Source organism: Eggerthella sp. AM16-19, assembly GCF_003474385.1.
In the GTDB taxonomy this organism is placed as follows: domain Bacteria; phylum Actinomycetota; class Coriobacteriia; order Coriobacteriales; family Eggerthellaceae; genus Senegalimassilia.
Genome location: NZ_QUCY01000003.1, coordinates 63,050 through 86,733 on the forward strand (window position 1 = coordinate 63,050; position 23,684 = coordinate 86,733).

The following is a 23,684-nucleotide window of genomic DNA, read 5'->3' on the forward strand; positions in this document are numbered from 1 at the left end:
CGTTCGAATACAGATAGAAAGGCAGTTAGACTCATGTCCACCTTCAACGGCTCGACGCTGATGATCACGGGAGGGACGGGCTCGTTCGGCAACACCGTCCTGAAGCACTTCCTAACCTCGGACGTAGGGGAGATCCGCATCTTCTCGCGCGACGAGAAGAAGCAGGACGACATGCGCCACGAGCTGCAGGCCCGCTACCCGAACCACTTCGCCAAGGTGAGGTTCTACATCGGCGATGTGCGCGACATTCAGTCGGTGCGCGATGCGATGCATGGGGTGGACTACATCTTCCACGCCGCCGCGCTCAAGCAGGTGCCCTCCTGCGAATTCTTTCCGATGGAGGCCGTGCGCACGAACATCCTGGGCACTGACAATGTGCTTCACGCCGCGATGGACGCCGGCGTGAAGAGGGTTGTGTGCCTGTCCACCGACAAGGCCGCCTACCCCATCAACGCCATGGGCAAATCCAAGGCCCTCATGGAGAGCGTCATCTTCGCCAACGCCCGCGTGGCCGCCGAGCGGGGCGGCACGGTGGTGTGCTGCACGCGCTACGGCAATGTGATGTGCTCGCGCGGCTCGGTCATCCCGCTGTTCATCGAGCAGATCCATGCCGGCAAGCCGATTACGATCACCGAACCGTCCATGACGCGCTTCCTGATGAACCTCGACGAGGCCGTGGACCTGGTGAAGTTCGCTTTCGAGCACGCCAACCCCGGCGATCTCTTTATCCAGAAGGCCGATGCGAGCACTATCGGTGATTTGGCCAAGGCTGTCCAGCAGCTGTTCGGTGACACGGGAACGAGCGTCATCGGCCCGCGCCACGGTGAGAAGCTGTTCGAGACGCTGATGACCCGCGAGGAGCGCTTGCGCGCCGAGGACATGGGCGGCTACTACCGCGTGTCGGCCGACATCCGCGGCCTGAACTACGACACCAAACAGGCTTCCGGCGAGGTGAAGACCATGACCGGCGAGTCCTATACGTCCCACAACACCAACCGCCTGGATGTTGAGGGCACTGTGAGGAAGATCATGACCGCCGAGTACGTCCGCGAAGAGCTCGACGGCATTAGGCACAACTAGAGGAGGTCATCGATGATCTACAGATTCCCCCTGCGCGACGTCAAGGACATGCTGCTCAACCAGATAGGCAACAATTTCTTCAAGTCCATCGACGACGAGCGCCTGATCACCAAACATTTCGAGCGGACGCTCGAGAGGCTGGAGTGCAACATCTCCGCCAACGATAACAAATACTACTGGAGGCTCAACGCCGCCGGCGAGCGCGAGGCGTACTTCGATCCGCTGCACACCTGCCAGTGGATGTTGTTCCTGTATCTGACCGCGAACACCATCTACTGCGAGGAGAAGGACAACCCCGAGGCCGCGCGTGTGGTGTGCGACAAGATCTACGGGCAGATGAAGACCGTGTCGGGCTGCGACCTGTACTACGAGGTTGAGATGCCCGGGGCCTTCAGCTTCGACCACCCGACGGGCTCCTTCATGGGCCGCGCCACCTACGGGGAAGGCTTCTCGTTCACCCAGGGGTGCACGGTGGGCAACCTCAACGAGGTGTACCCGGTCATTGGGCGCGATGTGCAGATGTGCACCGGCAGCAAGGTGCTGGGCGACTCGCACATCGGCGACGGCTGCGTGATAGGCGAGGGCGCCGTGGTGAGAGACGAGGACGTGCCCGCAGGCTCCCTCGTGTACGGCAAGACCCCGAACCTGAAGATCACGCCCAAGAACTAGAGACACATCACCTACAGGAGGTTTTGACATGGAGGAGCTTGCAATCAACGGCGGCGCGCCCGTCAGCCCGAGGATGTTGGGCTACGGGCACCAGGATATCAACGAGGATGATGTGAAGGCGGTCGCCGACTGCCTGCGCGGTGACTATCTGACCTGCGGACCAGCGACCGCGGCCTTCGAGGAATCCATCAAGGTGGCCACCGGCGCCGAGTACGTGACCGCCGTGGCCAACGGCACTGCCGCCTTGCACGTGGCGTGCCTGGCAGCCGGTATCAAGCCTGGTGACGAGGTGATCGTGTCGCCCATCACCTTCGCGGCGTCGGCTAACTGCGTGCGCTACTGCGGCGCCACACCGGTGTTCGCCGACATCGACCCCGAGACCTGGAACATAGACCCGGCCTCGATCCGCGAAAAGCTGACCGAGAAGACCCGCGCCATCGTGGCCGTGGACTTCGGCGGTGTGCACGTGGATTCCGACGCGATTCGTAAGATCTGCGACGAGCGTGGCCTGACCTTTATCGAGGACGCGGCCCATGCCATGGGCACGCGCCACAACGGCCGCGCGGTGGGCTCCATCGCCGACATCACGACGTTCAGCTTCCATCCGGTGAAGACCGTTACTACCGGCGAGGGCGGCGCCGTTGCCACGAGCGACTCCGAGTTGGGCAAGATGATCGAGCTGTACGCTAAGCATGGCATTACGCGCGATTACGGTCTGATGCGCGAGAAGGATCAGGGTGGCTGGTACTACGAGCAGCTGGTGCTGGGTTACAACTATCGCATTAGCGACATCGAGGCCTCGCTCGGCGTGAGCCAGATGAAACGCTTGGGCCAGTTTGGCAATCGACGCAAGCAGCTCGTTGCCTTCTACAACGAGCAGTTTGCCAAGATTCCCGAGGTGCAGTTCCAACAGGACGCTACGCCCGAAGACACTGTGCGTCATCTGTATTGCTTGAAGTTCGACACCGAAGCCCTGGGCGTGACGCGCCGCTTCATTTTCGATGTGTTGCGTGCGGAGAACATCGGCGTGAACGTGCATTACCTGCCTGTTTATCTGCTGCCCTACTACAAAGACCTGGGTCACGGTCGTGGGGATTGCCCTAACGCTGAGGACTACTACGATCATTGTGTCACATTGCCGCTGCACTGCGGACTTACCGATGAAGATGCCCAATGCGTAGTGGACGCTGTGGCGAAGATTGTCGAGTGGTGCCGTGCAAATAAGGGGGCGGAATAGTGCCTGGAAGCATCTGTATCATCACAGCTCGTGGCGGTTCTAAGCGCATTCCGCGCAAAAATGTGCGTGAGTTTTGTGGCAGGCCCATTATTGCCTACTCGATTGAAGCGGCCCTGGAGAGCGAGCTTTTTGACGAGGTGATGGTATCGACCGATGATGAAGACATTGCCGAAATCGCCAAGGGCTGTGGTGCTGAGATACCGTTTATGCGCAGCGCTGAGACGAGTGATGATTTCGCTGATACAGCAGATGTAATCGGCGAGGTGCTACGTGAGTATACCGCTCGTTGCCGTTATTTTGAGACGTTTTGCTGCATCTATCCGACGGCCCCCTTTGTGACCGCTGCGAAGTTGCGGGAGTCTGGGGCTTTGCTTTCTGGTGGAGCGGAGGCCGTTGTCCCTGTGACTCCATTCTCGTTTCCGCCACAGAGGGGCTTCTTTCTCAAAGAGGGGAGGGTTACGCTTGCCGACCCCGAATCATTCGAGATGCGCTCCCAGGATTTGAGGCCAATGTACCACGACTGCGGTCAGTTCTACTGGGGAAGAGTAAACGGTTTCCTGAAGACAGGCGATATGGTGCCAGCTTCGACTGTGGCATATGTGGTGCCTGAGACCGAAGTTCAGGATATCGATAACTTGAGCGATTGGGAAATGGCGGAGATGAAATACAAGCATATGAGGAGGCGCTATGGGTGCTAGGTTCAATATAGGTAGCGTGGCTGTTGGCGATGGCTGCGATCCGTTCATTATCGCCGAAGCGGGTATTAATCATAATGGAAACGTTACGCTTGCTAAGCAGATGGTGAGGGTAGCTTCGGAGTCGGGCGTGGACGCCGTCAAATTCCAGACGTTTCGCACTGAGGATTTCATAGCCGACAGGTCGGTGGAGTACACATACAAATCTCAGGGCATCGAGGTTACGGAGTCGATGTTCGATATGTTCAAGCGAACCGAGTTCACCGACGATGAGTGGCGTGAAATTAAGGCGTGTTGCGACGAGTGCGGAATCACGTTTCTTTCCACCCCAGTTAGCGAGCGTGATCTTGACCTGCTGGTTGGTTTGGGTGTCGGGGCAGTCAAGGTCGGCTCAGATGATTTCACTAACATTCCTCTCATCACGAGCTTCGCTCGCCGAGGCCTTCCTATGCTTCTCTCATGCGGCATGGCTGATGGCGAGGAAATGGAGATGACGTTAGATGCTGCTAAAGCTGTGAATCCGGACATCTGCCTGTTTTTGTGTACGTCTCAGTATCCCACGCCTTCCGAGGATGTGAACGCTGCGAAGTTGCTTTCGATGAGCGAACGCTTCCCTGATGTGGTGCTGGGTTTCTCCGATCACACCCGCGGATGCACGGGTGCTATCGTTGCTACCGCTTACGGAGCGAAGGTGTTCGAGAAGCACTTTACGCTTGACCACGGGCTGCCGGGTCCCGATCACTGGTTCGCTTCCGAGCCTGATGAACTTAAAGCATGGGCTGCTGGCATCAGAGAGGCTAGCAAAATGGTAGGTAGTAGCGAGCTTAGCCCGACCGTGGAAGAGCGCAAAATGCGTGACTTGGCAAGGCGAAGCATCGTTGCCTTGAGGGATATTGCAGAAGGCGAGACGCTTACTGAGGAAAATGTGGGACTCAGACGGCCTGGTACCGGCATGAGTCCGGCGCGGCTGCCCGAGGTTCTGGGCTGTGTTGCAGCACGTGCAATCGCCGCGGAGGCCCTCATCTGTCCCCAGGACTATGTCGAAGAATAGGAGAACGACTTTGCTCGAAACCATCAAGGATCGACAGTTCATTGTAATTGGTATGGAGCATTATAATCCGCTGGGTGTAATCAGGAGCTTGGGCCAGTGTGGCATAATGCCGGTTTATATTGCAATTAAACATCGTTGTCCGCTTGCTTCGCTAAGCAAGTACTGTGGCGAGGTACGATATGTGGATAATGTAGATGAAGGCTACAGGATTCTTGTCGAAAACTACGGCGATCCCGTCAAGAAACCTTTTGTAATCACGACTGATGACGATATCCAAAGCCTCATTGATCTGAACTGGAGCTCGCTTAAAGATCGCTTTGTGCTGTTCAACTCTGGTAAGGATGGGCGCACGACTAAGTTCATGGACAAGAAGGAGATTTTGGATTGCGCTGAGCGCAATGGCCTGCCTGTGCTTAAAACAGTAGTGGTTGACAGGGGAATTGTTCCTCAGGGTATGGAGTATCCCGTTATTACAAAGGCAATCTCGCCTAACGATGGTGGTTGGAAGAGCGATGTGCACATTTGCGCTAGCGCCAAGGAGCTCGACGAGGCGTTCAAGACGATTCAAAGTGAACGCGTACTGATTCAGCGCTTTGTGGAGAAAAGCAACGAGATTTGTATTGAAGGCTTTTCCGCTGATGGCGGCAGGTTGACGTTTATGCCGTTTTACACCACATATAATTACAATATTGAAGGCTACTATAGCCCCTACATGACATTGCATTCCTATGACTTACCTGAGCTCGATCGGGGCGTACGCAACATGCTTGCTGAAATCGGCTTCGAGGGGATTTTTGAGGTGGAGTTTCTCGTAGATGCTGACGGGGCTCCTTACTTTAGTGAAATCAATTTTCGTAACTCTACTTGGAGTTATGCTGCTACGAAGCTAGGCATGCCATTGCCATGCCTGTGGGCTGAGTCTATGGAGACTGGTTCAGTGCCGGCGAGCTATTACCGTTCTGTGCCGGAGGGCTACCAAGCTATGGTGGAGCCCATCGATTACAAAAAACGTGTGGTAGAGGGTGAAACGAGTGCGGCAAGGTGGCTTGCCGATTTCAAGGGGGCTGATTGCCTCTACTATATGGACGAAGACGACCCGAAGCCTTACGAGGTAATGGTCGAGAATTGGGAGTTGCTTGGATAATGGCTGGAATGGATGAGTTGAAAAACGTTCTTGTGGTAGCAGCCCACCCCGACGATGAGCTTTTGGGTGAGGGCGGAACTGTAAGGCGCCTGGCAAACGCGGGGGTGACCGTAAGGGCGGTTATTTTGGCCGAAGGTCTGACGTCTCGTGCCGAAACGCGTGAAGAGTCCGACCTCGGTGAACTCGCGGAGTTGCAGGCGGATGCTCGCGCGGCGGCAGCCGTTGTGGGTTTTGAAAGTATTGATTTCTGCGGTTTTCCCGACAACCGCATGGATGAAGTTGACTTGCTTGACATTATCAAAAAGGTCAGCTACTACGTGGAGCTCTATCGCCCCGACACGATTTTTACTCATCATCATGGTGATCTGAATATAGATCACCGCAAGACATGTGAGGCGGTACTTACGGCATGTAGGCCGGTCGGTCAGTACTGCGTGAAGCGAATCTATGCGTTTGAGACTCCTTCCTCGACTGAGTGGAACTATATGTATGCTGAACCGTTTCGACCCAACGTTTTCGTAGATGTAAGCGGTACGGTTGAGGCTAAGATCGCCGGTATGGGGAAATATCGTAGCGAAGGTGCTGTGGCGCCACATCCCCGTAGTCCTGAGGCGCTGAGGGCGCTTGCTGCTTACCGCGGCTCTAATGTGGGCTGCACTTATGCTGAGGCTTTTATGCTTTTGCGTGAGGTACTTTAGAGAAATGGCGTCCGTGCACGAAAAGACGCTGCTGTTTAGGGTGGACGCAAACCCGTTGGTGGGATTGGGGCACCTTATGCGGTGCTTGTCAGTCGCCGATGCTGCTACACGCATCGGCGCTCGGTGCGTATTTGCATGTGCCGACGCTGAGGCTGCAGCTTTTGCTAGGCGTAGGGGCTATGATGCACTAGGGCTGAATGGGGATTACAGGAATCTGATTCCAGAGCTTGAGCGACTACACGAGCTTGCCTGCAGTGTGGATTCTTGTGTGCTCATTGTAGACAGCTACTATGCTGTTGATGAATTTCTCGAAGCCTCAAGGAGCATCGCGCACTTGGCTTATTTTGATGACTTTGGAGACGCGGTCCGTCCTGCGGATGTTGTGGTGAACTACAACATATCCGCCGATAAGGCGGAGTATGGGCGACTCTATGAGGGATGCTCGGGCACTGAGCTGCTATTAGGGCCGTCTTATGCGCCTCTGCGTGAGCAGTTTCGGGCTCTTGTCCCTTATGGCAAGCGTGCGGAGAAATCCGGTGTGCTCGTTTGCGTGGGCGGCTCTGATCCTGAGCGCATAGCGCTTCGGTTTGCGCGCGCTCTTGCGGCGGATTCCAAGTTGAGATGCGGACGACGCTTTACTTTCATGCTTGGTTCTTCCGAGCCTGATTTAATCGAGTTGCGCCGCATGGAAGCGATGCATGGCTGGCTCGAACTTCGAGAGGGCGTCGAAGACGTGGCGGGCCTTATGTGCGGGTTTGAGGCGGCGCTATCGGCGTCGGGCACAACACTCTACGAATTGTGCGCTTGCGGCTTACCGACTGTTGCCTATTGCTTATCGGATGATCAGGCAAAGCCCCTTGCGTCCTTTGTTGCAAGTGGCGCCATGGCTAATGGAGGGGACCTTCGTGGCAGTGGCTCCGTTGAAACGGCTTTGCATGCGCTAGCTGGATTGCTCGATGATGAGAAAGAGATGCTGCGCTTGTCGGATGCGGCTTGTTCTGTGGTCGATGGGTGCGGCGCCGAGAGGCTGGCGGAGTCTCTTCTGGGCTTGTGTGGTTGTGATTGTGGGGTGCGTGAATGATGACGAACCAAAAGGCAAGATTGAGGCCTGTCGAAATGCAGGACGCTGAGCTAATACTTGAGTGGGTGAATGATCCGCTTGATAGGGCGAATTCGTATTCCTCCGATCCCATAACGCTGGAGGAACATCTGTCTTGGATGGGTCGGTCTCTTGCTGATCCGAATATCTATCTGTATATGATGGAAGTTGACGGCGAGGATGTTGGCCACATTAAGCTCTATATCGAGGACGGGAAGGCAGAAATCGGCTACTGTATAGGTCCTGACTGGCGAGGTCGTGGCCTTGCTAAGACGATTGTTGCCCTTGTAACTATCGAAGCAGCAGAGAATCTAGCCGATGTGCAGATTTTATTCGGATGGGTGAAGGAGACCAACCCGGCATCTCGAAAAGCATTTTTGCGAACGGGCTACATCGAAGAAGGTCCGACTGACGGATCGTATCGCTATGTTTTCGATACGGTAGATTATCCGAGTAAAAAAGATCTGTTGCTAGAAGTTGTTCGTGGGCGGATATAAAAGAATAGCAGCTTAGAGGGTCGCTGGGGATAGGAGACCAGGCAATGGATCCGATCATTGCAGAAGGGGTTGCAAGCTTGGGTGTATCTCTAGCAACTCTTAGCGCTAAAGGAACTGCTTCTGCTGTTACGGCAAAAGTGAAGGCGCTCAAAGCAGAGAAGAACGCGGATATCATACGTACGGCCTACGACGAACTAATAAGCGAGTTGCTTGAAGAGCGTGCTAATGCAATCATGATTGCCCAGGGGTATAAAGCAGAACTCGACCGTGTGCAAATTAGCGATGATGATATAGCAAGCTTGGACGCAACTATCGGTCGAGTCTTGGATTTAATCGCACCTGATCCTGGGCAAGGGGATTCAAACGAGGTTGTAGCAGCGAGGGCAAGACGTGAGAGTTTGCAACAGTTTCGCCAACTAGTATCAGCGGATACGCTAAGAACAATGCAACTACTAGGCTTTAACTATAAGGCTGCTATCGGTGAGCCGTTAACGAATCTTTGCGCACAGAAGATTGCGTCATTTGGAAATTCCCAGGACGGTAATGCAACATCATCAGTTGGAGATGCTGGAAACTGAGGTTTTAACGTTTCCTGCATCCTGGTTTGCCGTTGTTGAGGGTGGACGTCCGCATTTCCTTACCCCATTACAGTCTGAGATAAGCCATCAATGAACTTCGATGGCGATCATTCGGCGCATGGCGTACAGTTTGGCCAAGCCCCGAGGGGCCGCCGATCGGGCGTCCCCGGATGGCCGTCCGCCCCTGCCCCTCGAGGGCCCGGGGGGTGTTGCCACCGAGGACGCTCGCCGCTCCGAACGACTGATAGGAAACTGCCGGGCCCGGGGGCCACGGCCGGGTAATGTGGGTGTCGAGGGGAGGGCTTCCGATCGGCCTGACGATTGGAGGACACCACCATGGCACCACCCACCAAGCCGAGAATCGTCATAGGGCTCGACGTCGGGAAATCGGCGCACTGGGCGTGCGTCGTCACGCGCGAGGGCGAGCTCCTGGCAAGCGGGCCCATTCCCAACAGGGAGAACGCCATCGACGGGCTCTACGCGCAGCACCCGGGCGCGCTGGTCGTCGTCGACCAGGTCCGCAACATCGGCTCGCTCGCGCTTTCGCGCGCCAAGCTCGCCGGGATGCCGCGCGCGCACCTGCCCGGGCTCGCCGCGCACGGCGCCTCGAAGCTGTTCGCCGGAGACGCCAAGACCGACGAGCGCGACGCGATGGTCATAGCCAAGACGGCGCTGGGCATACCCGACGCGCTGCTTGCGGTGGCCGACAGGCCGCCCGAGATAGAGGCCGCCAGGTCGCTCGCCGCGCAAAGGGACTTTTTGGCCTGCGAGAACACGCGCAGCAAGAACAGGCTCCGCAGCATATTGCTCGAATCGTGCCCGGAATTCGAGGCGCAAGCCGACCTCTCGGACCCGGCGACCCTCGAGCTCATGGCCGCCGTCGGCGGCCCGTGGTCGATATCCGAGGCCTCGTCGCAGTCCGTCGGGGCGCTCACGCGCGGCTGCAGGCGCGGCGAAGTGGCGGCGCTGGTCGGATCCGTCGAATCGTCAAGCAGGCCGCACCCGGCGGCCGTCGCCTGCGAGGACCGCGCCGTTCGGCTGCTCGCGCGAAGGATGTCGGAGAACGCCGCCGAGATAGAGTCGCCGACCTCCGAGATATCCGCGCTGCCCGCCGCCGACGAGACGTACAGGTGCCTGCTCACAGTGCCCGGCATAGGACCGCGAACGGCATCCGAGCTGGTCATATCCATAGACATAGCCGACTTCGCGGGCCACGACAGGCTCGCCTCGTACTGCGGGCTCGCGCCGCGCAACAGGCGGTCCGGCACGTCGATATCGTCGGTGTCCGCGTCGCGGCAGGGCAACAAGAGGCTGAAGAACCTGCTCATATTCTCTTGCAACTGCCTTGCGCGCAGCCGCAACCGATGGGGCGAATATTACGCGCGCTGCCGCGACAGGGGCATGCCGCACGGCAAGGCGCCGAAAGCCGTGGCGAGGAAGCGGCTCAAGGTGATTTACGCGATTATGAGGGACAAGGTTCCGTACGCAGCCTAACGGCCGGCGGAGATCGCAGGCCCGGCAGGGCCTGCGTCAGCATTGCCAAAAACGCTCATCGAAAGGGCGAATCCCTCTTGACAGAACTATAGGAACACCCCCCGCCGGTTCGACCGGCTCGCCGCAGGTTAAGTGCAATAGGGTCTGGATAGCCTGAAGGCCGGCGCTTTTAGGCGCAAGCCGGCCTTCCATGGGTTATACCCTAAGAGCGAACTACCCGCTATGCGGGTGGTCCTGATTTTACTCGGAATGCCCGACCGGCAGATTCCTGTCTTTATCGAATCGCTGGCGTTTGGCATACTGGCATTATGAGATCCATTCTTTGATTGCAAATCACAAGGAGGCGCTGCATGCCCGAAGTCGATAGCGGTGCAGCCAGTGATTCGCCCATGGGTTTCGGCGAGATGATCGCGGCGTTTCACGGCTTCGAAATTTGCGAAGAGCCTTGGCGTCTCTATTACGACGAGACGGGAAACTGGCGCTCTGTCTCTTACAGAGACGGTAGGGTAAGGGATGCCCGTGCCTTTGAGAGAGATTTTATACTCGGCGGCATCGTCGTGACGGACGATGCGGCGCTTCCCGAACTCCTAGAGGGCTCCAAGAAACTTCCGGCTCCGAACGGCGAGATAAAATGCAAATCGGTTCTCGGGGGCAGCAAAGATTTCCGGAAGGCTCTTAGGCGACAAGAGACAACGGACTTTTTGAGCCTCATCGACAGAGGCGGGGTGGCCGTGCACTACCACGCTCAGGACAACCTGTACTACTCCATCGTTGACATAGTCGACTCCCTTATCGCAATACCCATTCATAGAGCCACCGTGATATTTGAGCGGGAGCTGAAAAACGAGCTATACCTCTGCGCCCTTCAAGATCCGATTGCTTTCCTGGATGAGCTTTCTGGCTTTGGGTATCCGAACGTCAGCCGAAGCAAAGTTCGCCCTTTCTGCGAATTTATCCAATGGGTCATCTCGCTCCGCCAGTCGACGGAACGGTCGTCTGAGGAGATGGAGGGTTTCTTTCTGGAGACTCTGAGGCAAATGGTGAAGGCCGCATCCAAAGAAGAACCCCTGGCTTTTCTTGAAGGCAACAAGGATGATTCGCTCGTTGACGACTTCTCTTCTCACTACATCTCGGCATGCGCAGTGCTCCCGAATGCGACTCACATTTTCGATGAAGAATCCTATGTTTCCATGGAGCTTGCCAAGCCTCTGAACAACTACATTTTTGTCGATTCCAAAAGTGAGCCGTTGGTGCAGCTAGCTGATGTCTGGGTGGGGTTCCTCTCTCGTCTGTTCGCCTTTCTTGACGACTGGATGCGAAATCCTGACGACGGGCATCTTCAATCGCAAGAGATCGACAACTTAAGAACGGCAAAAAGGCTAATTGATCGCTCCGACGGCCTCCATCGTTCACTCATATCGAACGTAGGTGCAAATGGCACCATCCTCGGAAGAGAGAACGCATTGAGTTTTCTCTGCAGCCCTTAAATCATATACGGGGTAGCTCCCCAGCAAAGCAAGAGCTATTCCGTATACGCGGTCCACGGAATAGCTCTTGGCCGCCGCGCGTCTTCGCCCTCGGAAGGTTCGATTCGCGCACGCTAGGGTGGCATCGTTATGGGAGCGAGTCTTCTCGAAACGACACGGCGGCATTGCACGCCTCGCCTTTATCGATGAGTGCATTCCAAAGGATTGTGCCTCTAGCATGCATGTCCGAAAAGACGACACAGGTCAGAAGACATACGGATAAGCGCAGGTCAGCGGCCGGCACCGCCACTCGTCGGCCGATTTGAACGCCTTCTCGTTGAGGTTGGAGACTGTGTCGGCGGAGATGCCCGCGCCCCACAGGATCTCGCTGACGCCCTCGGTACCGTCAATAGTTTTGCGCAAATTCAGTCAGCCGCCGGCACGGCTACTCCTTGAGCAGAGACGCGTCCAGGTAGCGGCGGGAGCCCCATTCGCTGTCCGCGACGTATTTCAGGCGGGCGGCCACCAGCATCAGCGCGGATTTCCCGTCGGGGAACGTGCCGACCACGCGGGTCCTGCGCCTGATTTCCCTGTTCAGGCGCTCGATGGCGTTGTTCGTGCGTATGCGCCGCCAATGCTCGCGGGGCATCTCGCATCACGTCAGCGTCTCGGCGAAGCCCTCGCGCACGACCTTGGCGGCCTCCTTCAGCTTCATCGACTCGAGCTCGGCGGCCACCGACCCCGCCTTGGCCGACGCCGCCTCGCGCGACTCCATGGCGTGGATGGCCTTGAGCATGGCCGCGACCTGGGGGCGCTTGGATTTGGGGATCTTGGCAAGGACATTGCGGTAGAAGGCACGGTGCAGCGCTGGTATTTGGCCCCGGGGAACACCTCGGCGATCGATCCGACCATGCCGGCGGCCTTGTCGCCGGTGAACATGCGCACGCCGCGAAGGCCGCGCGACTTCAGCCACGACAGGAAGTCGCGCCAGCACTCCGACGACTCGGTGAAGCCCTCGGCGCAGCCGATCACCTCGCGGTAGCCGTCCTCGTTCACGCCGATCGCTGCCATGACCGCCACGTTCTCGTAGGAGCCGCCCCAGCTTCGCTTCAGGTAGATGCCGTCGACGTAGACGTACGGGTATTCGCAGGCCAGGGGCCTGCATCGCCACTCCTCGACCGCCTTGAAAGCCTTGTCGTTCAGGTTGGGGACCGTGCCGGCGGAGACGCCCGCGCCCCAGAGGATCTCGCCGACGTCCTCGATGCGCCGCGTCGACACGCCGGCCAGGTGCATCTCGATGATGGCCTCCTCGACCGAGGTCTCGCGCCTCTTGTAGCGCTCGATGACCGCCGTGGCGAAGCGCATGCCCTTGAGCTTGGGCATCCTGAGCGTGACCTGGCCCGACGTGGTGGTGAAGCCTCGCTTGTAGTGGCCGGCGCGGTACGCCGCCCGCCCGTCGGTGCGCTCATAGGGCGCGGCGCCCACCAGCTGGTCGGCCTCCTCGTCGAGCATCGCGTTGATGGTCTCCTCGATGGTTTTCCTGACCAGCTCGCGCAGCTCGGACTTCACCGCCTCCTCGTCGAATGATACGATTGGGTTGGACATGGCCTGCCTCCTAGCATGATTGAATTCGACACTCAAATCATACCGACGGCACGTGCCATGTCTTTTCTCTTTTCTGGACGTGTTCAGCTTTCAAAGTGCGCAAAGAATTTTACGTTACCCGCCTATGCGGCGGCCCACTCAACCATGTCGCCCGCCGTTGGGCATCCCGCGAACTTGGCGCTTCTGGTTTCCCCGGTGGAAACGCCGAGGGCGCGCATCGCGACCGATTCGGCGTGCTGGTCGATCGCGATGGTCGAGGCGCGGCTGGACCTGACGGCGTGCTCTTGCATGGCGAAGCTCCTTTCTGCCGTTCGCCGCGGCGAACGGCAGCTGGTTTGCATGGCGGTACCCAGCGTACGCCAACAGCCCACGGTCGAACAGCTCAGTGGCTTCTTTCGATTATCGGTTCAGCGGATGCGGGACATATCGTCTACGAAGGGGCTATGCCCTCGTTCGTCACCGTTAGCGGGGGGATCCCCCGCACCCCTGCAATATTAGGATGCATACTGAAATATCGAATTCGCGATTTCTCGGCTTACGCAAGAGCTAAACGTATTATCTGGGTTTATGTTTGCGCACCCAATGTCGATACTCTCCATGAACCCAATACGCCATTGCTCGTACGATGTTTTAGAGCTGAGCAGAAGCAATGTTTCTGGTTTCTGGTGACCCTCCGCTTCCGTCAAATAGCGGTACCTGTATTCGCCTAGCTGCATTAAGCCTTTTCGAGTTTGGGATACAAGATTCTTCTTGGTGATGGTCTTAGCTTCAACGATAAGGCATTTATCGTCTCTTATGCCTAGCAAATCAACAGCATCAGATTTGAATACTTTGAAATCCGCTTCAATCATTCTTTGTCGAGCAATTCCAACCAACTCTTCATGGCGACGACCAGCCTTCGTGCGACGCTGGATTCCAAGGCGGATGGCGTCGGGCGAATAGTGTCTCTCGTTGATATTAGGATTAAAGCTAGGTGAACTTGGAGGCGTTGAAAAATCAACAAGCCTAAGATCGCCGGACGTAGTGCCAGAAATAATTTCCGTATGGTCGATCGTAAATCCATCTCCTTGAATGGGCGAAAGGATCTCAACATGTTGGCTCATAGTGCTGGTATCGGGCGAACCGTAATAGACAAACCAGTCAAACGAATCGGATTCTTGTCCCTTAGGGAACCAATACTCATCCTGGTTTGTCTCATGAATAGAACAAATGTCATCAATCTGGAATAAGTTCTCAATTGCATACTGACTTAGGCGCAGCTCCTGACGGCCACCAATCGCAAGACCGGTTTGGAGAAGTAGGGAAAACCATTCAGCGCAGCTTCTCCTTAGCACTTGGTCGTGTGTAAGAACTCCGTTTGCCCTGATGTATTTCAAATTCTCGTAACCCAACAAGGGGTTGTCGTGGTTTTTGACAGGAACGAGTGCAGTGGCGCACTCTGCTGCAGTTAAAACCGCATTAGTGGGGTTTTCCTCGTACAAAGCGAGAAGCGTGCGGATAATCAGAACAGCAGGTTTGATCCGAACACCATGGGTTTTGTCGAGCATCCATCTCTTGTTGATGCCTCTAGCTTGAGCATACGCTTTTGCCTGGTTTGGTATGCCTTTATAGTCATTGGGGTATTGATATCTAAGGGCCTGTGTTGCCATCATTTCCGAATAACTCATCTCTCCATCGAGAAACAAGAGACCGGCTGGCGTGATGTTCAGATTCAAGGTACTCGTTAGGGTTGTAGAGACAATAAGACCGAGTTCGGAAAGGATTTGCTGATAGTCACGCCATGTATCCGAATGCCCAGAGTCGGATCGGATGTTTTCGGAAAACATACTCAGATTTGCCATATACGAAGAAACGCACTGAGAAAAATCGGGTGCTCCCTTAAACAGATCGGCGGCCTCAAGCAAAGCCGACAGAGAAGCGCTGTCGACCATACCCATGTGTTGTGTGAGCTGCCAGTTATACCCTGGATAAGGGAGTGTCAAATCTGCCATATTAATAACCCAGCGCTTTCTTTATTGCTTTGCCGATGGCTTTTGCCATAAGAACAGGAACAGCATTGCCAACAGCGCGATACTGCCAAGTTGTGGTGTTGGCAAACTCATACCAGTCAGGGAAAGTCTGAAGACGTGCAGCTTCGCGAACGGTAATATGCCTTGGATCGAATGGGTGAATGAACGGCCTACCGCCACCGCCTCGGGAGCCAACCAGGACCGTTCCGGAAGGTCTATCAGGGTGTACTCGATCGGTGTGGTCCGTGTGATCCCTCTCGCCTGGTTTTACCTTGTCGTATCTGTTTCTAACCCTATCGCAGTGTGCTCGAATGACATGATTCGGCACACCTTCGAGGTCTTCAAATGCGAATCTTGATTTAACCCATCCAGCTTGACCGTCTTTTGGCTTTTCAAAATGAGTTGGCTTAGGGAATTCGAACGGAATGTCCTCTTTGAAGCCGACAATTATGACGCGCTTTCGAATCTGGGGACATCCATAATCTGCCGAATTCATCACCTTATAATGAAAGTGATACTTTGTATTTTCCTCGAGATATTGAAGAAATTCTTTCCAGTCCTGACCGCCATTAACGGTTAGAAGGCCAGGAACGTTTTCGAACACGAACGCGCGAGGCTGAAGCTCGTTAAGCATGCGAACATACTGATAAACGAGCATCCCTCGAGGGTCTGCACACGCCTTGCGCTGGCCAAGGATACTGAACGCCTGGCATGGAGGACCACCAGCCATGAGATCGAACTGATTGATGCCGGTAATTTGTCTGATGTGATCACCAGTCGAATCGTTAATATCAGCTGCCTCGATTACAGCATTGGGAAAATTGTTTTGGAGAGTCTCGCAATGTTGTTTCTCCAAGTCGGAGGCGTATGCGGTTCTAAAGCCTGCAAGAGATAAACCCAGATCGAGTCCGCCACCACCGGAGAAGAAGGACACTACAGTTGGAGCGTTCTTGTCTTCGGTAAGCGTGTAGCCATTCAGTGTTTGCAAAAATTGGTTCAATGTGCACCTCAGTATGATTTTATTTAATCTCTTTATTCTATCTTCGGAAGTAGTGGCTCTCATAATAATTTCTGGTTGCGATGCAGAAACTGCAGCTAAAAACCAGAAAGGCTTGTCCATGAATAATCGTCCCCGCAGTTCAAAACGGGGCTTGCAGGCGGCAAGGGTGGGACGGCAAACGCTGCGAAGCGCGCCGGTTGCGCGGGGCGCGTCCTGGCCGGTGCTCGGGAAGCGCGATCGCAAGGCTCTGGCGCGATCCGTGGATCATGGGCGGTAGCTAGAACGTCCATCCCCATCAGGCGGGACGCCGGCTTTCGACGTTCCGGCGGTGGCCCCGCCGCGCCATCGCCCCGCCGTCGCGCTTTCGCCTGCGGACGGTCCCCGCGAAGGCCGTCGACCGCGCCGCTGCTTTGCATGACGCCCATGCTTTCGCGCTCTTTAAGGGACTCTTTCCATACTGCCGAACAACGCCTTATGCGCTGTTTTGTTAGACTCCGTGTCGGACAGGGTGAACAGGGGACGATTACAATCGTGCATCGCGGCGGCATGCGCGCCTGATGCGTGGTAGCCTCCGTGCGGGGGGGGGGCGGCCCTCTTCCTGCCGACTCTTGCCGTTAAGCGGTGGCAAGGCGTCCCGGGACCGTCGAGTTGCGCATTCGCGTGCAAAAACGGCGCCGGACCTTGCCCCATGCGGTGTGCTTCCGTTCGACTATTTAAGAAAAGTGCAGGTTATGAGCGCAAACAAAGATAAGAGCAAGAAGCGCGGCCAATCCAATAAGCTTCCCTTCGTTTTGATGGGCGGGCATATCTGCGTCGATGCCGCACAGGGCGGCTTAGCTTCGGTGCTGCCGTTTCTGGTGATTCAATCCGGGTTCTCGTACACCGAGATAACGGCGCTGGTTTTGGCGTCGAACATCGCGTCGGCGGTCATCCAGCCCCTGTTCGGTCTCATGGGCGACAAGAAGGCGCGTCCGTGGCTCATGTCGGTCGGCGTGGCGCTTGCGGGCTTGGGCATCGCGCTGGTGGGCGTGCTGCAGTCGTATTGGCTGGTGGTTTTGGCGGCAATGGCTTCGGGGGTCGGCAATGCCATGCTGCACCCGGAAGGGGCGCGCTTGGCATACCTCGCCGGCGGCGACGACAAAGCCATGAGCATGTCGATTTTCTCCGTCGGCGGCCAAATCGGCTTCTGTCTAGGGCCCATCATCGGCGTCGCCGCCGTTACGGCGTTCGGGCTTTCGGGCACGCTCGTGTATCTGGTCCTCTGCCTTCCGTACGCGCTGGTGCTCCTTGCGCTGAGCAAGCGCTTCCTGGCCTTCGGCGTCCGCGGAGGCGGCTCGTTGGCGGGCCGGGGCAAGCGCGACCGATGGGGTGCGTTCGGCGTGGTGCTCGGCGCGCTTTCGGTTCGCTCCATCGTGTTCTATGGCGTGACCAGCTTCTTCCCGCTCTACTTGGTGACCACGTTCAACGCGGCGGAAGATTCCGCCTCGCTGCTTATCACCGTGTTCTCGATTTTCGGCGCGGTGGCAACGGCTTCGGCTGGCTTCATGTCGCATCGTGTTCCCGCGTCGCGCCTCATGATCGGCTGTTTCGTTCTCATGGTGGCGTCGCTTGCCTCGTTCCTGCTTTCGGGCAGCGTGTGGCTCTGCGTGGCGGCGGTTATGGTGCTGGCGATGTGCTTGAATCTTTTCAACCCGCCCGCCGTGGCGCTGGCGCAGGAGTATCTGCCCGAGCATCTGGGCACAGCATCGGGGCTCACCTTTGGCGTGGCGGTAGCTGTCGGCGGCATCGCGTCGCCCATGCTCGGTGCGCTGGGCGACGGCGCGGGCCTTGCGTCCGCCATTTGGGTTCTGGCTGCGCTCGCCGCGGCCGGCCTTGCGCTCTCGATCGGCGTCGCCGTAATCGAGCGGCGCGGTGCACAGAAAGGCTAGCAAGTGTGCAGTCAGATAAGCGTCGACACTTGTCGCTGCTGACCAATGGATGCAAAGCCCTCTTCGCGCCTGCTCGGTTACGCGTAAATACCTTCGCCAACCTTGAAGCAGATTGCGGCGCGGCGCCGCTGGCGAAGTGCCGCTACATGGCCGTACTATGGCGGTCTCGAAACTCCACGATGCCGTAAAATCGACGTCGCAGACCCAACAATCAATCCTGCGAAAGAAGGTCTATGAACGAATTCGACGACATCATCGGTTACGATGCCACCAAGGAAGAGCTCGTCCGCATCGCCGATACGCTCAAAAACGCCGAGCGTTATCGGAAGCTTGGCATGGCGTCCCCGCGCGGCCTGATTCTGTATGGTCGGCCGGGAACGGGCAAAACGCTTATGGCGAACTGCCTCATCAAGGCAAGCGGGCGCCCTGCATTCACCTGTCGCCGTACCGAGTCGGACAACCCCTTCATCGACAAGATGAAGGGCGTCTTCGAGGAAGCGGAGCAAAACGCGCCGTCCATCGTGCTCCTTGACGACATGGACAAATTCGCCAACAGCGACTTCCAGCATCGCGATGCCGCCGAGTTCGTGGCTGTGCAAAGCTGCATCGACAACATGCGCGGCACAGAAGTGTTCGTGCTGGCCACCGCCAACGAGAATATCAAGAATCTGCCGGGTTCCCTGCTCAGACCTGGGCATTTCGATCGGCAGATTTGCGTGGAAACTCCGAAGGGCGAGGATGCGGTCAGGATCGTCGCCGGCTACTTGGCGAACAAGCCCTTCGCTGAAGACCTCGATCCGGAGCTGATCGCCTCGATGCTGGCGGGGCATTCGTGTGCAACGCTCGAAACCGTGGTGAACGAGGCCGGCATCATCGCCGCCTATTCGAAGAGCGATCGCATCACAACCGAGCACATGATTGAGGCGAGCATGCGCGCCGTGTTCCACGCGCCGGCGGAGTGCCTGTACGAGACGGACGTCGTGGACCTATCCAGCAGGTCGACGAAGTCGATCGTCGTGTGGCACTAGGCCGGCCATGCTGTGATGCAGGAGCTGCTGGTGCCGGGCAGCGTGGCGCTCGTCTCGGCGAAAAGCAAGTCGGCGAAGCGCAACCACAGCGGCTTCACGGTGCGGAACTGGCGCGAGGCCGATGACCTGCTGCGCGCCGGCATCGATGAGGTGCTGGTGGGCCTGAGCGGCCGCGCAGCAGTCGACGTGGTTTTCGGCATCTCCGATACGGGTGCGGACGACGACATCAAGCGGGCGTTCCAGACGCTGTCAAGCTTGCTGGGGAAATCGTGCGCGGACGGGTTCTGGCTGCATAGCCCCACCTGCGGTTTCTTCGACGAAGAGGACGGCTACGACGACGCCGAGGGCATAAAGCAGCGGCGCCAGGTGGTTGCGTCGCATATGCTGGGGCATTACTACGGGAAAGCGAAGCGCACGCTTCTGCGTAATCGCGCCTTGCTGGAGAGGCTTGCGGCCGCACTCGCTGAGAAGAGCTATCTGACCTCGAAAGACATAGCGCAGCTGAAGCAGGGGGTGTCGCTCAAGACGCCGGATTACCTATAACGCGCGGGTAAGCGCCTGGCTGGAAGAACGGGGGTCGGAGGTGCGTTTGGGGCGGTCTTTTGCGAAACGCAGGTCTCTTCCTCAACACACCTCCGTCCCCTGTTCAAGGACGAAAGCGTTAACGTTATCATTGCCGACAACAACGCGATGAAACGCATGAGGGGGAATCGCCGTGTATCGCAGGTATACCGATGGGGTGCCGCATCCGCCGTTGGTGAGCGAATACGAGGGCGCCGATTCCGGCGGGGTCCCCGACCTGTTCGTGAGCATGCCGGCCACCTGCCGCGATGTGAGCGATGAGCTGCTGGATTTCATGTGGTACCGGGAAATGTCCATCCCCGAGGTTGCGGCGGCGGCCGGCATTACGGAGAAAGCCGCCGAGGACCTGATCCTGAAAGGGAAGGGCGCGTCCGCCGACCTTTTCGCGCTGTGCGAAGCGCTGCGCGTCGAGTTGTTCTCGCTCCCTGGCGACGACGAGCTTGAGAGGGGCATGGAATGAGGGAAGCGTACGCGTGGCTGCAGAATCGCCTGGTCGGACGCTTCTTTGAGGACTCCGACGGCGTGACTCGGTTCAAATACGCCCCGGAAGCTTCCATGCCCATCAGCCTTTCGTTGCCGCTCGACGGCTCCTGGCAGGTCGATGCCCCGGGCGCGTTCTTGGACGGCCTGTTGCCGGACAACGACAGCGAACGCGAGGCGATGCGGCTCTGGTTCGGCGCGGCGTCGGCAGACCCGCTCGATCTTCTTGTGGCAACGGACACGACGGGCGGACTGTGCTTCACGTCGGTTCCCGAGCTGGGAGAAATCACGTTCCAGGCTCGAGAGTTCGCAAGGGAAAAGGACGTCGCGATCAAGGTTTACCGGCTCGGGCGCGGCTGGACGACGTGGCAGTCCGATGATCGCCGCAGCCGTTTCGCCCTTGCGGGTTCGCAGGGGAAATTCGCTTTGGAGCGGTTCGGCGGCCGTTTGACCTGGCCGAACGCCAAGCACCCTTCGACCCACATCGTGAAACCGCCCCATGAGCGCTTTTGCGGCACCCCGCTGGTGGAGGATGCGACCATGCATCTTGCGGCAGCGTGTGGGCTGGACGTTGCAAGGTCGTTCGTGCGGTCGTTCGGCGAAGATCGGGCTTATGTCGTCGAAAGATTCGATCGCGAGGTTTGCGCCGACGGGCGGGTTTTGCGCATCCATGTTGAGGATTTCGCGCAAGCGTTGGGCGTTTCGCGGCATGCGAAGTATTCCGTGACCGCTGCCGACGCGTTTGCTCTGCTGAAAGGGCAGCCCAACGGCCGCTCGCTGGTGAGGGAGTGGGCAAAGCGGCTCGTTTTCAACACGCTGGTGGGGAATTGCGATGCGCACGGCAAGAACTACAGCCTGTTTTTGCGATCGGACGGAAGCGTGGAGTTGTGCCCTCTCTACGACGCCCTTTGCATGCGAGTGTGGCAAGAAACCAGCGATTTGCTGGCCATGCCGATCAATTCCAAGAACCGGGCGAGCGAGTTGTCCCTGTCCGATTGGGCAGCGGAAGCGGCGGCGTCGGGGATCTGCGAAGACGACCTCGTTGGAGCGGTGGAAGCCATAGCCGCGCAAATCGCAACGCACGCGCCCGCCGTTCTGGCGAAATACCCAGATTGGATACAGGAAACAATGACCACGGCGATCGCCGTCAACAACCAGCAGCCGTTCCAGGAGCTGGGACTACGGCTTGAGAGGTGATCGTCCCCTGTTCACGTACACCGTTCAAAATACTTAACATTCTTGATATTGAGACAATATTAAATATTTTGTATACTCGGGCTACTAAGGCAAATACAAAGTATTTTGAACGGCGGCATAGCATGTGGACCAACGCTTACTCATACGAGGACATCGGCGAGTTTCTGCGGGAGGCGCGCAGGGCGCGCGGTATCACGCAGGTAGAGATGGCGAGAAAGCTCGGCTTCTCGTCGGTCACGCTCTCGGCGCTCGAGACGGGCAAGAACGTGTCGGCGATCAAGGTTGACCGCTACCTGCAGCAGCTGGGTTTTCGCATGGTGATCGTGCCCAAGGGCGCGGATGTGGAGGTGACCGAATGAGGCAGCTCGACGTTTACCTCGGAGAAAGCCTGATCGGACGCATCGTCGAGAACCGCAAGGGCGGGCGCTTCGAGTATGAGCAATCGATTGTTGGCAAACTTGCCGGCCGGCCGGTGCTCTCAATGGCGTTTCCCGCAAAAGTTCGCCCGTTCGGCGAGGCGAAAACTTCTGCTTGGTTCAATGGCCTGCTTCCCGAGGGAAACCGCCGCGACGAGGTTTGCAGGAGCCTTGGCGTGTTGCCGTATGACTGGATCGGCCTTCTCGCCGAGATAGGCTGGGAGTGCGCTGGTGCGGTGAGGGTGTTCGAGCACGGTCGTGAGCGCGCTTGCGAACTGCGGCTGGAGGAGATTCCCTCATCGGAGTTGGCTGAAAAGCTTTCGAGCGCTACGGAGCGTCTTCCGCAAGTTGAGAGCGGGTTGTTTCGCATGTCGCTAGGTGGCTTTCAGGAGAAGATGTGCGTTGTCATGCCGGCGATTCCTGAGGGGGCATCTTCCGTCGCCGCTGATGATGTTCTGCTTCCGATGGGTGACAGCCCCAGCACGCATATCCTCAAACCTGAAAGCGAGCATTATCCCGGTTTGGCGGAGTCTGAGGCGTGGGCCATGACGGCGGCCGGGAACGCGGCACGCGCGTCAAAGGTAGCCCTGCTCGATCTGGACGATGCGCCGAGCACGCTGGTGGTTGAGCGTTACGACAGAATCGCCGACAACGGCTCTGCACACGTGCTTAGGCTTCATCAGGAGGATGTTTGCCAGGCGCTTGGAATCGACCCGCACGGTAAGTACGCTGCTGCGGGTGCGCCTAAGGGCAATGATCCCACATACGTTGCAATTGCCGGTTTGCTGCAGAAGTTCTCTTCCGATCCCGAGGGCGAGAAGGCGGAGCTGCTGCGCCAGCTTGTTGCGAACCTGGCGCTTGGCAACTGGGATGCGCATGCCAAGAACACGTCGTTTCTCTACTGCGAGCAAATGGTCCCCACGCTCGCACCGCTCTACGATGTGGTGCCCATTGCCGAGGTCGAGCCGCGCACGACGCTTCTTTCCATGCGCGTGAACGGGGTGATAGACCCCGGGAAGCTTACACGGGCCGATGTCGCCGCCGAGGCTGTTTCCTGGGGATTGGCCACAACGGATGTTGAGTCGGTCGTCGACCGCGTGCTTAAGGATCTTGAGAAGGGCATCCGGATCGCATCGACGGCCTATCCGGCCGCTGCAGCCCGCCATGAAGCAAACGCGCTGGAAAGGATTCGCAAACTGAAAGGGGGTGCCCGGCATTGAGATGGCGTTGATCTGGTGAACAGGGGACGGAGGTGTGTTCGGGGTGCAACTTTGCGAGACGCAAGCCTCTTTCTGAACACACCTCCGCCCCCTGTTCGCGTTGACGGTTGCCATGCGACTTCTGGGCGGTTCTGCAGGAAATGGGCCCTGATTTTGCCATGGGTCCTTGGTTTCTGTGCGGTTTTCCGCAGGCGTCGTCCGCTGTCGACTTCGCTGACCTGGGGAAACGCTGCCGCTGCGCGGCCTTTCGGGTTGAATCCGCCTGCAAAACCGCCCAGAAGTCGCAAGCGGGCTTCCCATGGCGCTGTAAGTTACCTGGCTAGTCCGCCGCGCTCCCGCTGTGAGTTGTCCGGCTAGTCCGCCGACTCCCGTCGCTCCCGTCGTGACCCCGGTAGCATGCGTGCCACGCTCGGCGCCCATGCCTGCACCTCTGCGTTTTCCTTCTCGATATTTCCCCCTCCCCGTACTCCGAAAGCGGGGGCAATGCAAGACTGCAATCGTTGAGCGGAAT

At 57.7% G+C, this 23,684-nt stretch carries 22 protein-coding genes and 2 pseudogenes; 19 read left to right on the forward strand and 5 right to left on the reverse strand.

Features of this window, described 5'->3' with window-relative positions:
* Positions 1-33 precede the first annotated feature (33 nt).
* The 12 genes from DW178_RS02230 (at position 34) to DW178_RS02285 (ending at position 11,729) form a co-directional block, all read left to right on the forward strand.
* Entirely contained in the window at positions 34-1,080 is a 1,047-nt protein-coding gene (locus DW178_RS02230) for a polysaccharide biosynthesis protein (protein ID WP_118349486.1), read from the forward strand.
* 12 nt (positions 1,081-1,092) lie between these two features.
* Complete coding sequence (locus DW178_RS02235; protein ID WP_118349487.1) at positions 1,093-1,749, forward strand: LbetaH domain-containing protein; 657 nt, start codon at positions 1,093-1,095, stop codon at positions 1,747-1,749.
* 28 nt (positions 1,750-1,777) lie between these two features.
* Entirely contained in the window at positions 1,778-2,986 is a 1,209-nt protein-coding gene (gene pseC, locus DW178_RS02240) for a UDP-4-amino-4,6-dideoxy-N-acetyl-beta-L-altrosamine transaminase (protein ID WP_118349488.1), read from the forward strand.
* Positions 2,986-3,684, forward strand: a complete 699-nt coding sequence (gene pseF / locus DW178_RS02245; RefSeq protein WP_118349489.1) for a pseudaminic acid cytidylyltransferase — start codon at positions 2,986-2,988, stop codon at positions 3,682-3,684. The genes pseC and pseF overlap by 1 nt, the downstream gene beginning before the upstream one ends.
* Positions 3,674-4,732 (forward strand): N-acetylneuraminate synthase family protein, encoded by a 1,059-nt coding sequence (locus DW178_RS02250; RefSeq protein WP_118349490.1) that lies wholly within the window; start codon positions 3,674-3,676, stop codon positions 4,730-4,732. Before pseF ends, DW178_RS02250 begins: the two co-directional genes overlap by 11 nt.
* Before the next feature lie 10 nt (positions 4,733-4,742).
* Positions 4,743-5,876: an ATP-grasp domain-containing protein gene (locus DW178_RS02255; protein WP_199669218.1), complete on the forward strand. Its 1,134-nt coding sequence runs from the start codon at positions 4,743-4,745 to the stop codon at positions 5,874-5,876.
* Positions 5,877-5,884: 8 nt separating this feature from the next.
* Positions 5,885-6,574 (forward strand): PIG-L deacetylase family protein, encoded by a 690-nt coding sequence (locus DW178_RS02260; protein ID WP_286168465.1) that lies wholly within the window; start codon positions 5,885-5,887, stop codon positions 6,572-6,574.
* A 4-nt stretch (positions 6,575-6,578) separates the two neighbouring features.
* Positions 6,579-7,655, forward strand: coding sequence for a UDP-2,4-diacetamido-2,4,6-trideoxy-beta-L-altropyranose hydrolase (gene pseG, locus DW178_RS02265; protein ID WP_158573971.1), 1,077 nt, complete (start codon positions 6,579-6,581; stop codon positions 7,653-7,655).
* Entirely contained in the window at positions 7,652-8,170 is a 519-nt protein-coding gene (locus DW178_RS02270) for a GNAT family N-acetyltransferase (protein WP_118349493.1), read from the forward strand. The genes pseG and DW178_RS02270 overlap by 4 nt, the downstream gene beginning before the upstream one ends.
* Positions 8,171-8,214: 44 nt before the next feature.
* Positions 8,215-8,748, forward strand: a complete 534-nt coding sequence (locus tag DW178_RS02275; RefSeq protein WP_118349494.1) for a hypothetical protein — start codon at positions 8,215-8,217, stop codon at positions 8,746-8,748.
* Positions 8,749-9,084: 336 nt separating this feature from the next.
* Positions 9,085-10,242, forward strand: a complete 1,158-nt coding sequence (locus DW178_RS02280; RefSeq protein WP_118349535.1) for an IS110 family RNA-guided transposase — start codon at positions 9,085-9,087, stop codon at positions 10,240-10,242.
* Between the two features lie 350 nt (positions 10,243-10,592).
* Complete coding sequence (locus tag DW178_RS02285; RefSeq protein ID WP_118349495.1) at positions 10,593-11,729, forward strand: DUF3800 domain-containing protein; 1,137 nt, start codon at positions 10,593-10,595, stop codon at positions 11,727-11,729.
* Positions 11,730-11,975: 246 nt separating this feature from the next.
* Here the strand turns inward: DW178_RS02285 and DW178_RS02290 are convergent.
* The 5 genes and pseudogenes from DW178_RS02290 to DW178_RS02305 all read right to left on the reverse strand — a co-directional run.
* Positions 11,976-12,107, reverse strand: a pseudogene (locus DW178_RS02290) (transposase); the annotation flags it as partial.
* 46 nt (positions 12,108-12,153) lie between these two features.
* Positions 12,154-13,313, reverse strand: a pseudogene (locus DW178_RS02295) (IS256 family transposase).
* 122 nt (positions 13,314-13,435) lie between these two features.
* Positions 13,436-13,603, reverse strand: coding sequence for a hypothetical protein (locus DW178_RS11240; RefSeq protein WP_158573975.1), 168 nt, complete (start codon positions 13,601-13,603; stop codon positions 13,436-13,438).
* Positions 13,604-13,807: 204 nt separating this feature from the next.
* Positions 13,808-15,304 (reverse strand): hypothetical protein, encoded by a 1,497-nt coding sequence (locus DW178_RS02300; protein ID WP_118349497.1) that lies wholly within the window; start codon positions 15,302-15,304, stop codon positions 13,808-13,810.
* Position 15,305: 1 nt separating this feature from the next.
* On the reverse strand, positions 15,306-16,442 hold the full coding sequence (locus DW178_RS02305; RefSeq protein WP_118349498.1) for a DNA cytosine methyltransferase: 1,137 nt from the start codon (positions 16,440-16,442) through the stop codon (positions 15,306-15,308).
* A gap of 611 nt (positions 16,443-17,053) precedes the next feature.
* Here DW178_RS02305 and DW178_RS02310 point away from each other — a divergent pair.
* The 7 genes from DW178_RS02310 to DW178_RS02340 all read left to right on the forward strand — a co-directional run bounded on the left by DW178_RS02310 (position 17,054) and on the right by DW178_RS02340 (position 23,173).
* Complete coding sequence (locus DW178_RS02310; RefSeq protein ID WP_158573977.1) at positions 17,054-18,250, forward strand: MFS transporter; 1,197 nt, start codon at positions 17,054-17,056, stop codon at positions 18,248-18,250.
* Positions 18,251-18,483: 233 nt separating this feature from the next.
* Positions 18,484-19,278 (forward strand): AAA family ATPase, encoded by a 795-nt coding sequence (locus DW178_RS02315; RefSeq protein WP_118349500.1) that lies wholly within the window; start codon positions 18,484-18,486, stop codon positions 19,276-19,278.
* Positions 19,279-19,290: 12 nt separating this feature from the next.
* On the forward strand, positions 19,291-19,821 hold the full coding sequence (locus DW178_RS02320) for a hypothetical protein (protein ID WP_118349501.1): 531 nt from the start codon (positions 19,291-19,293) through the stop codon (positions 19,819-19,821).
* A gap of 172 nt (positions 19,822-19,993) precedes the next feature.
* The gene (locus tag DW178_RS02325; protein WP_118349502.1) at positions 19,994-20,320 is read left to right on the forward strand and encodes a hypothetical protein; all 327 of its coding nucleotides are present in this window, start codon (positions 19,994-19,996) and stop codon (positions 20,318-20,320) included.
* On the forward strand, positions 20,317-21,537 hold the full coding sequence (locus DW178_RS02330; protein WP_118349503.1) for a HipA domain-containing protein: 1,221 nt from the start codon (positions 20,317-20,319) through the stop codon (positions 21,535-21,537). The genes DW178_RS02325 and DW178_RS02330 overlap by 4 nt, the downstream gene beginning before the upstream one ends.
* A 122-nt stretch (positions 21,538-21,659) precedes the next feature.
* A complete protein-coding gene (locus DW178_RS02335; RefSeq protein WP_114619999.1) occupies positions 21,660-21,896 on the forward strand; it encodes a helix-turn-helix domain-containing protein in 237 nt (78 codons plus the stop codon).
* Positions 21,893-23,173: a type II toxin-antitoxin system HipA family toxin gene (locus tag DW178_RS02340; RefSeq protein ID WP_118349504.1), complete on the forward strand. Its 1,281-nt coding sequence runs from the start codon at positions 21,893-21,895 to the stop codon at positions 23,171-23,173. The genes DW178_RS02335 and DW178_RS02340 overlap by 4 nt, the downstream gene beginning before the upstream one ends.
* Positions 23,174-23,684: the final 511 nt, after the last annotated feature.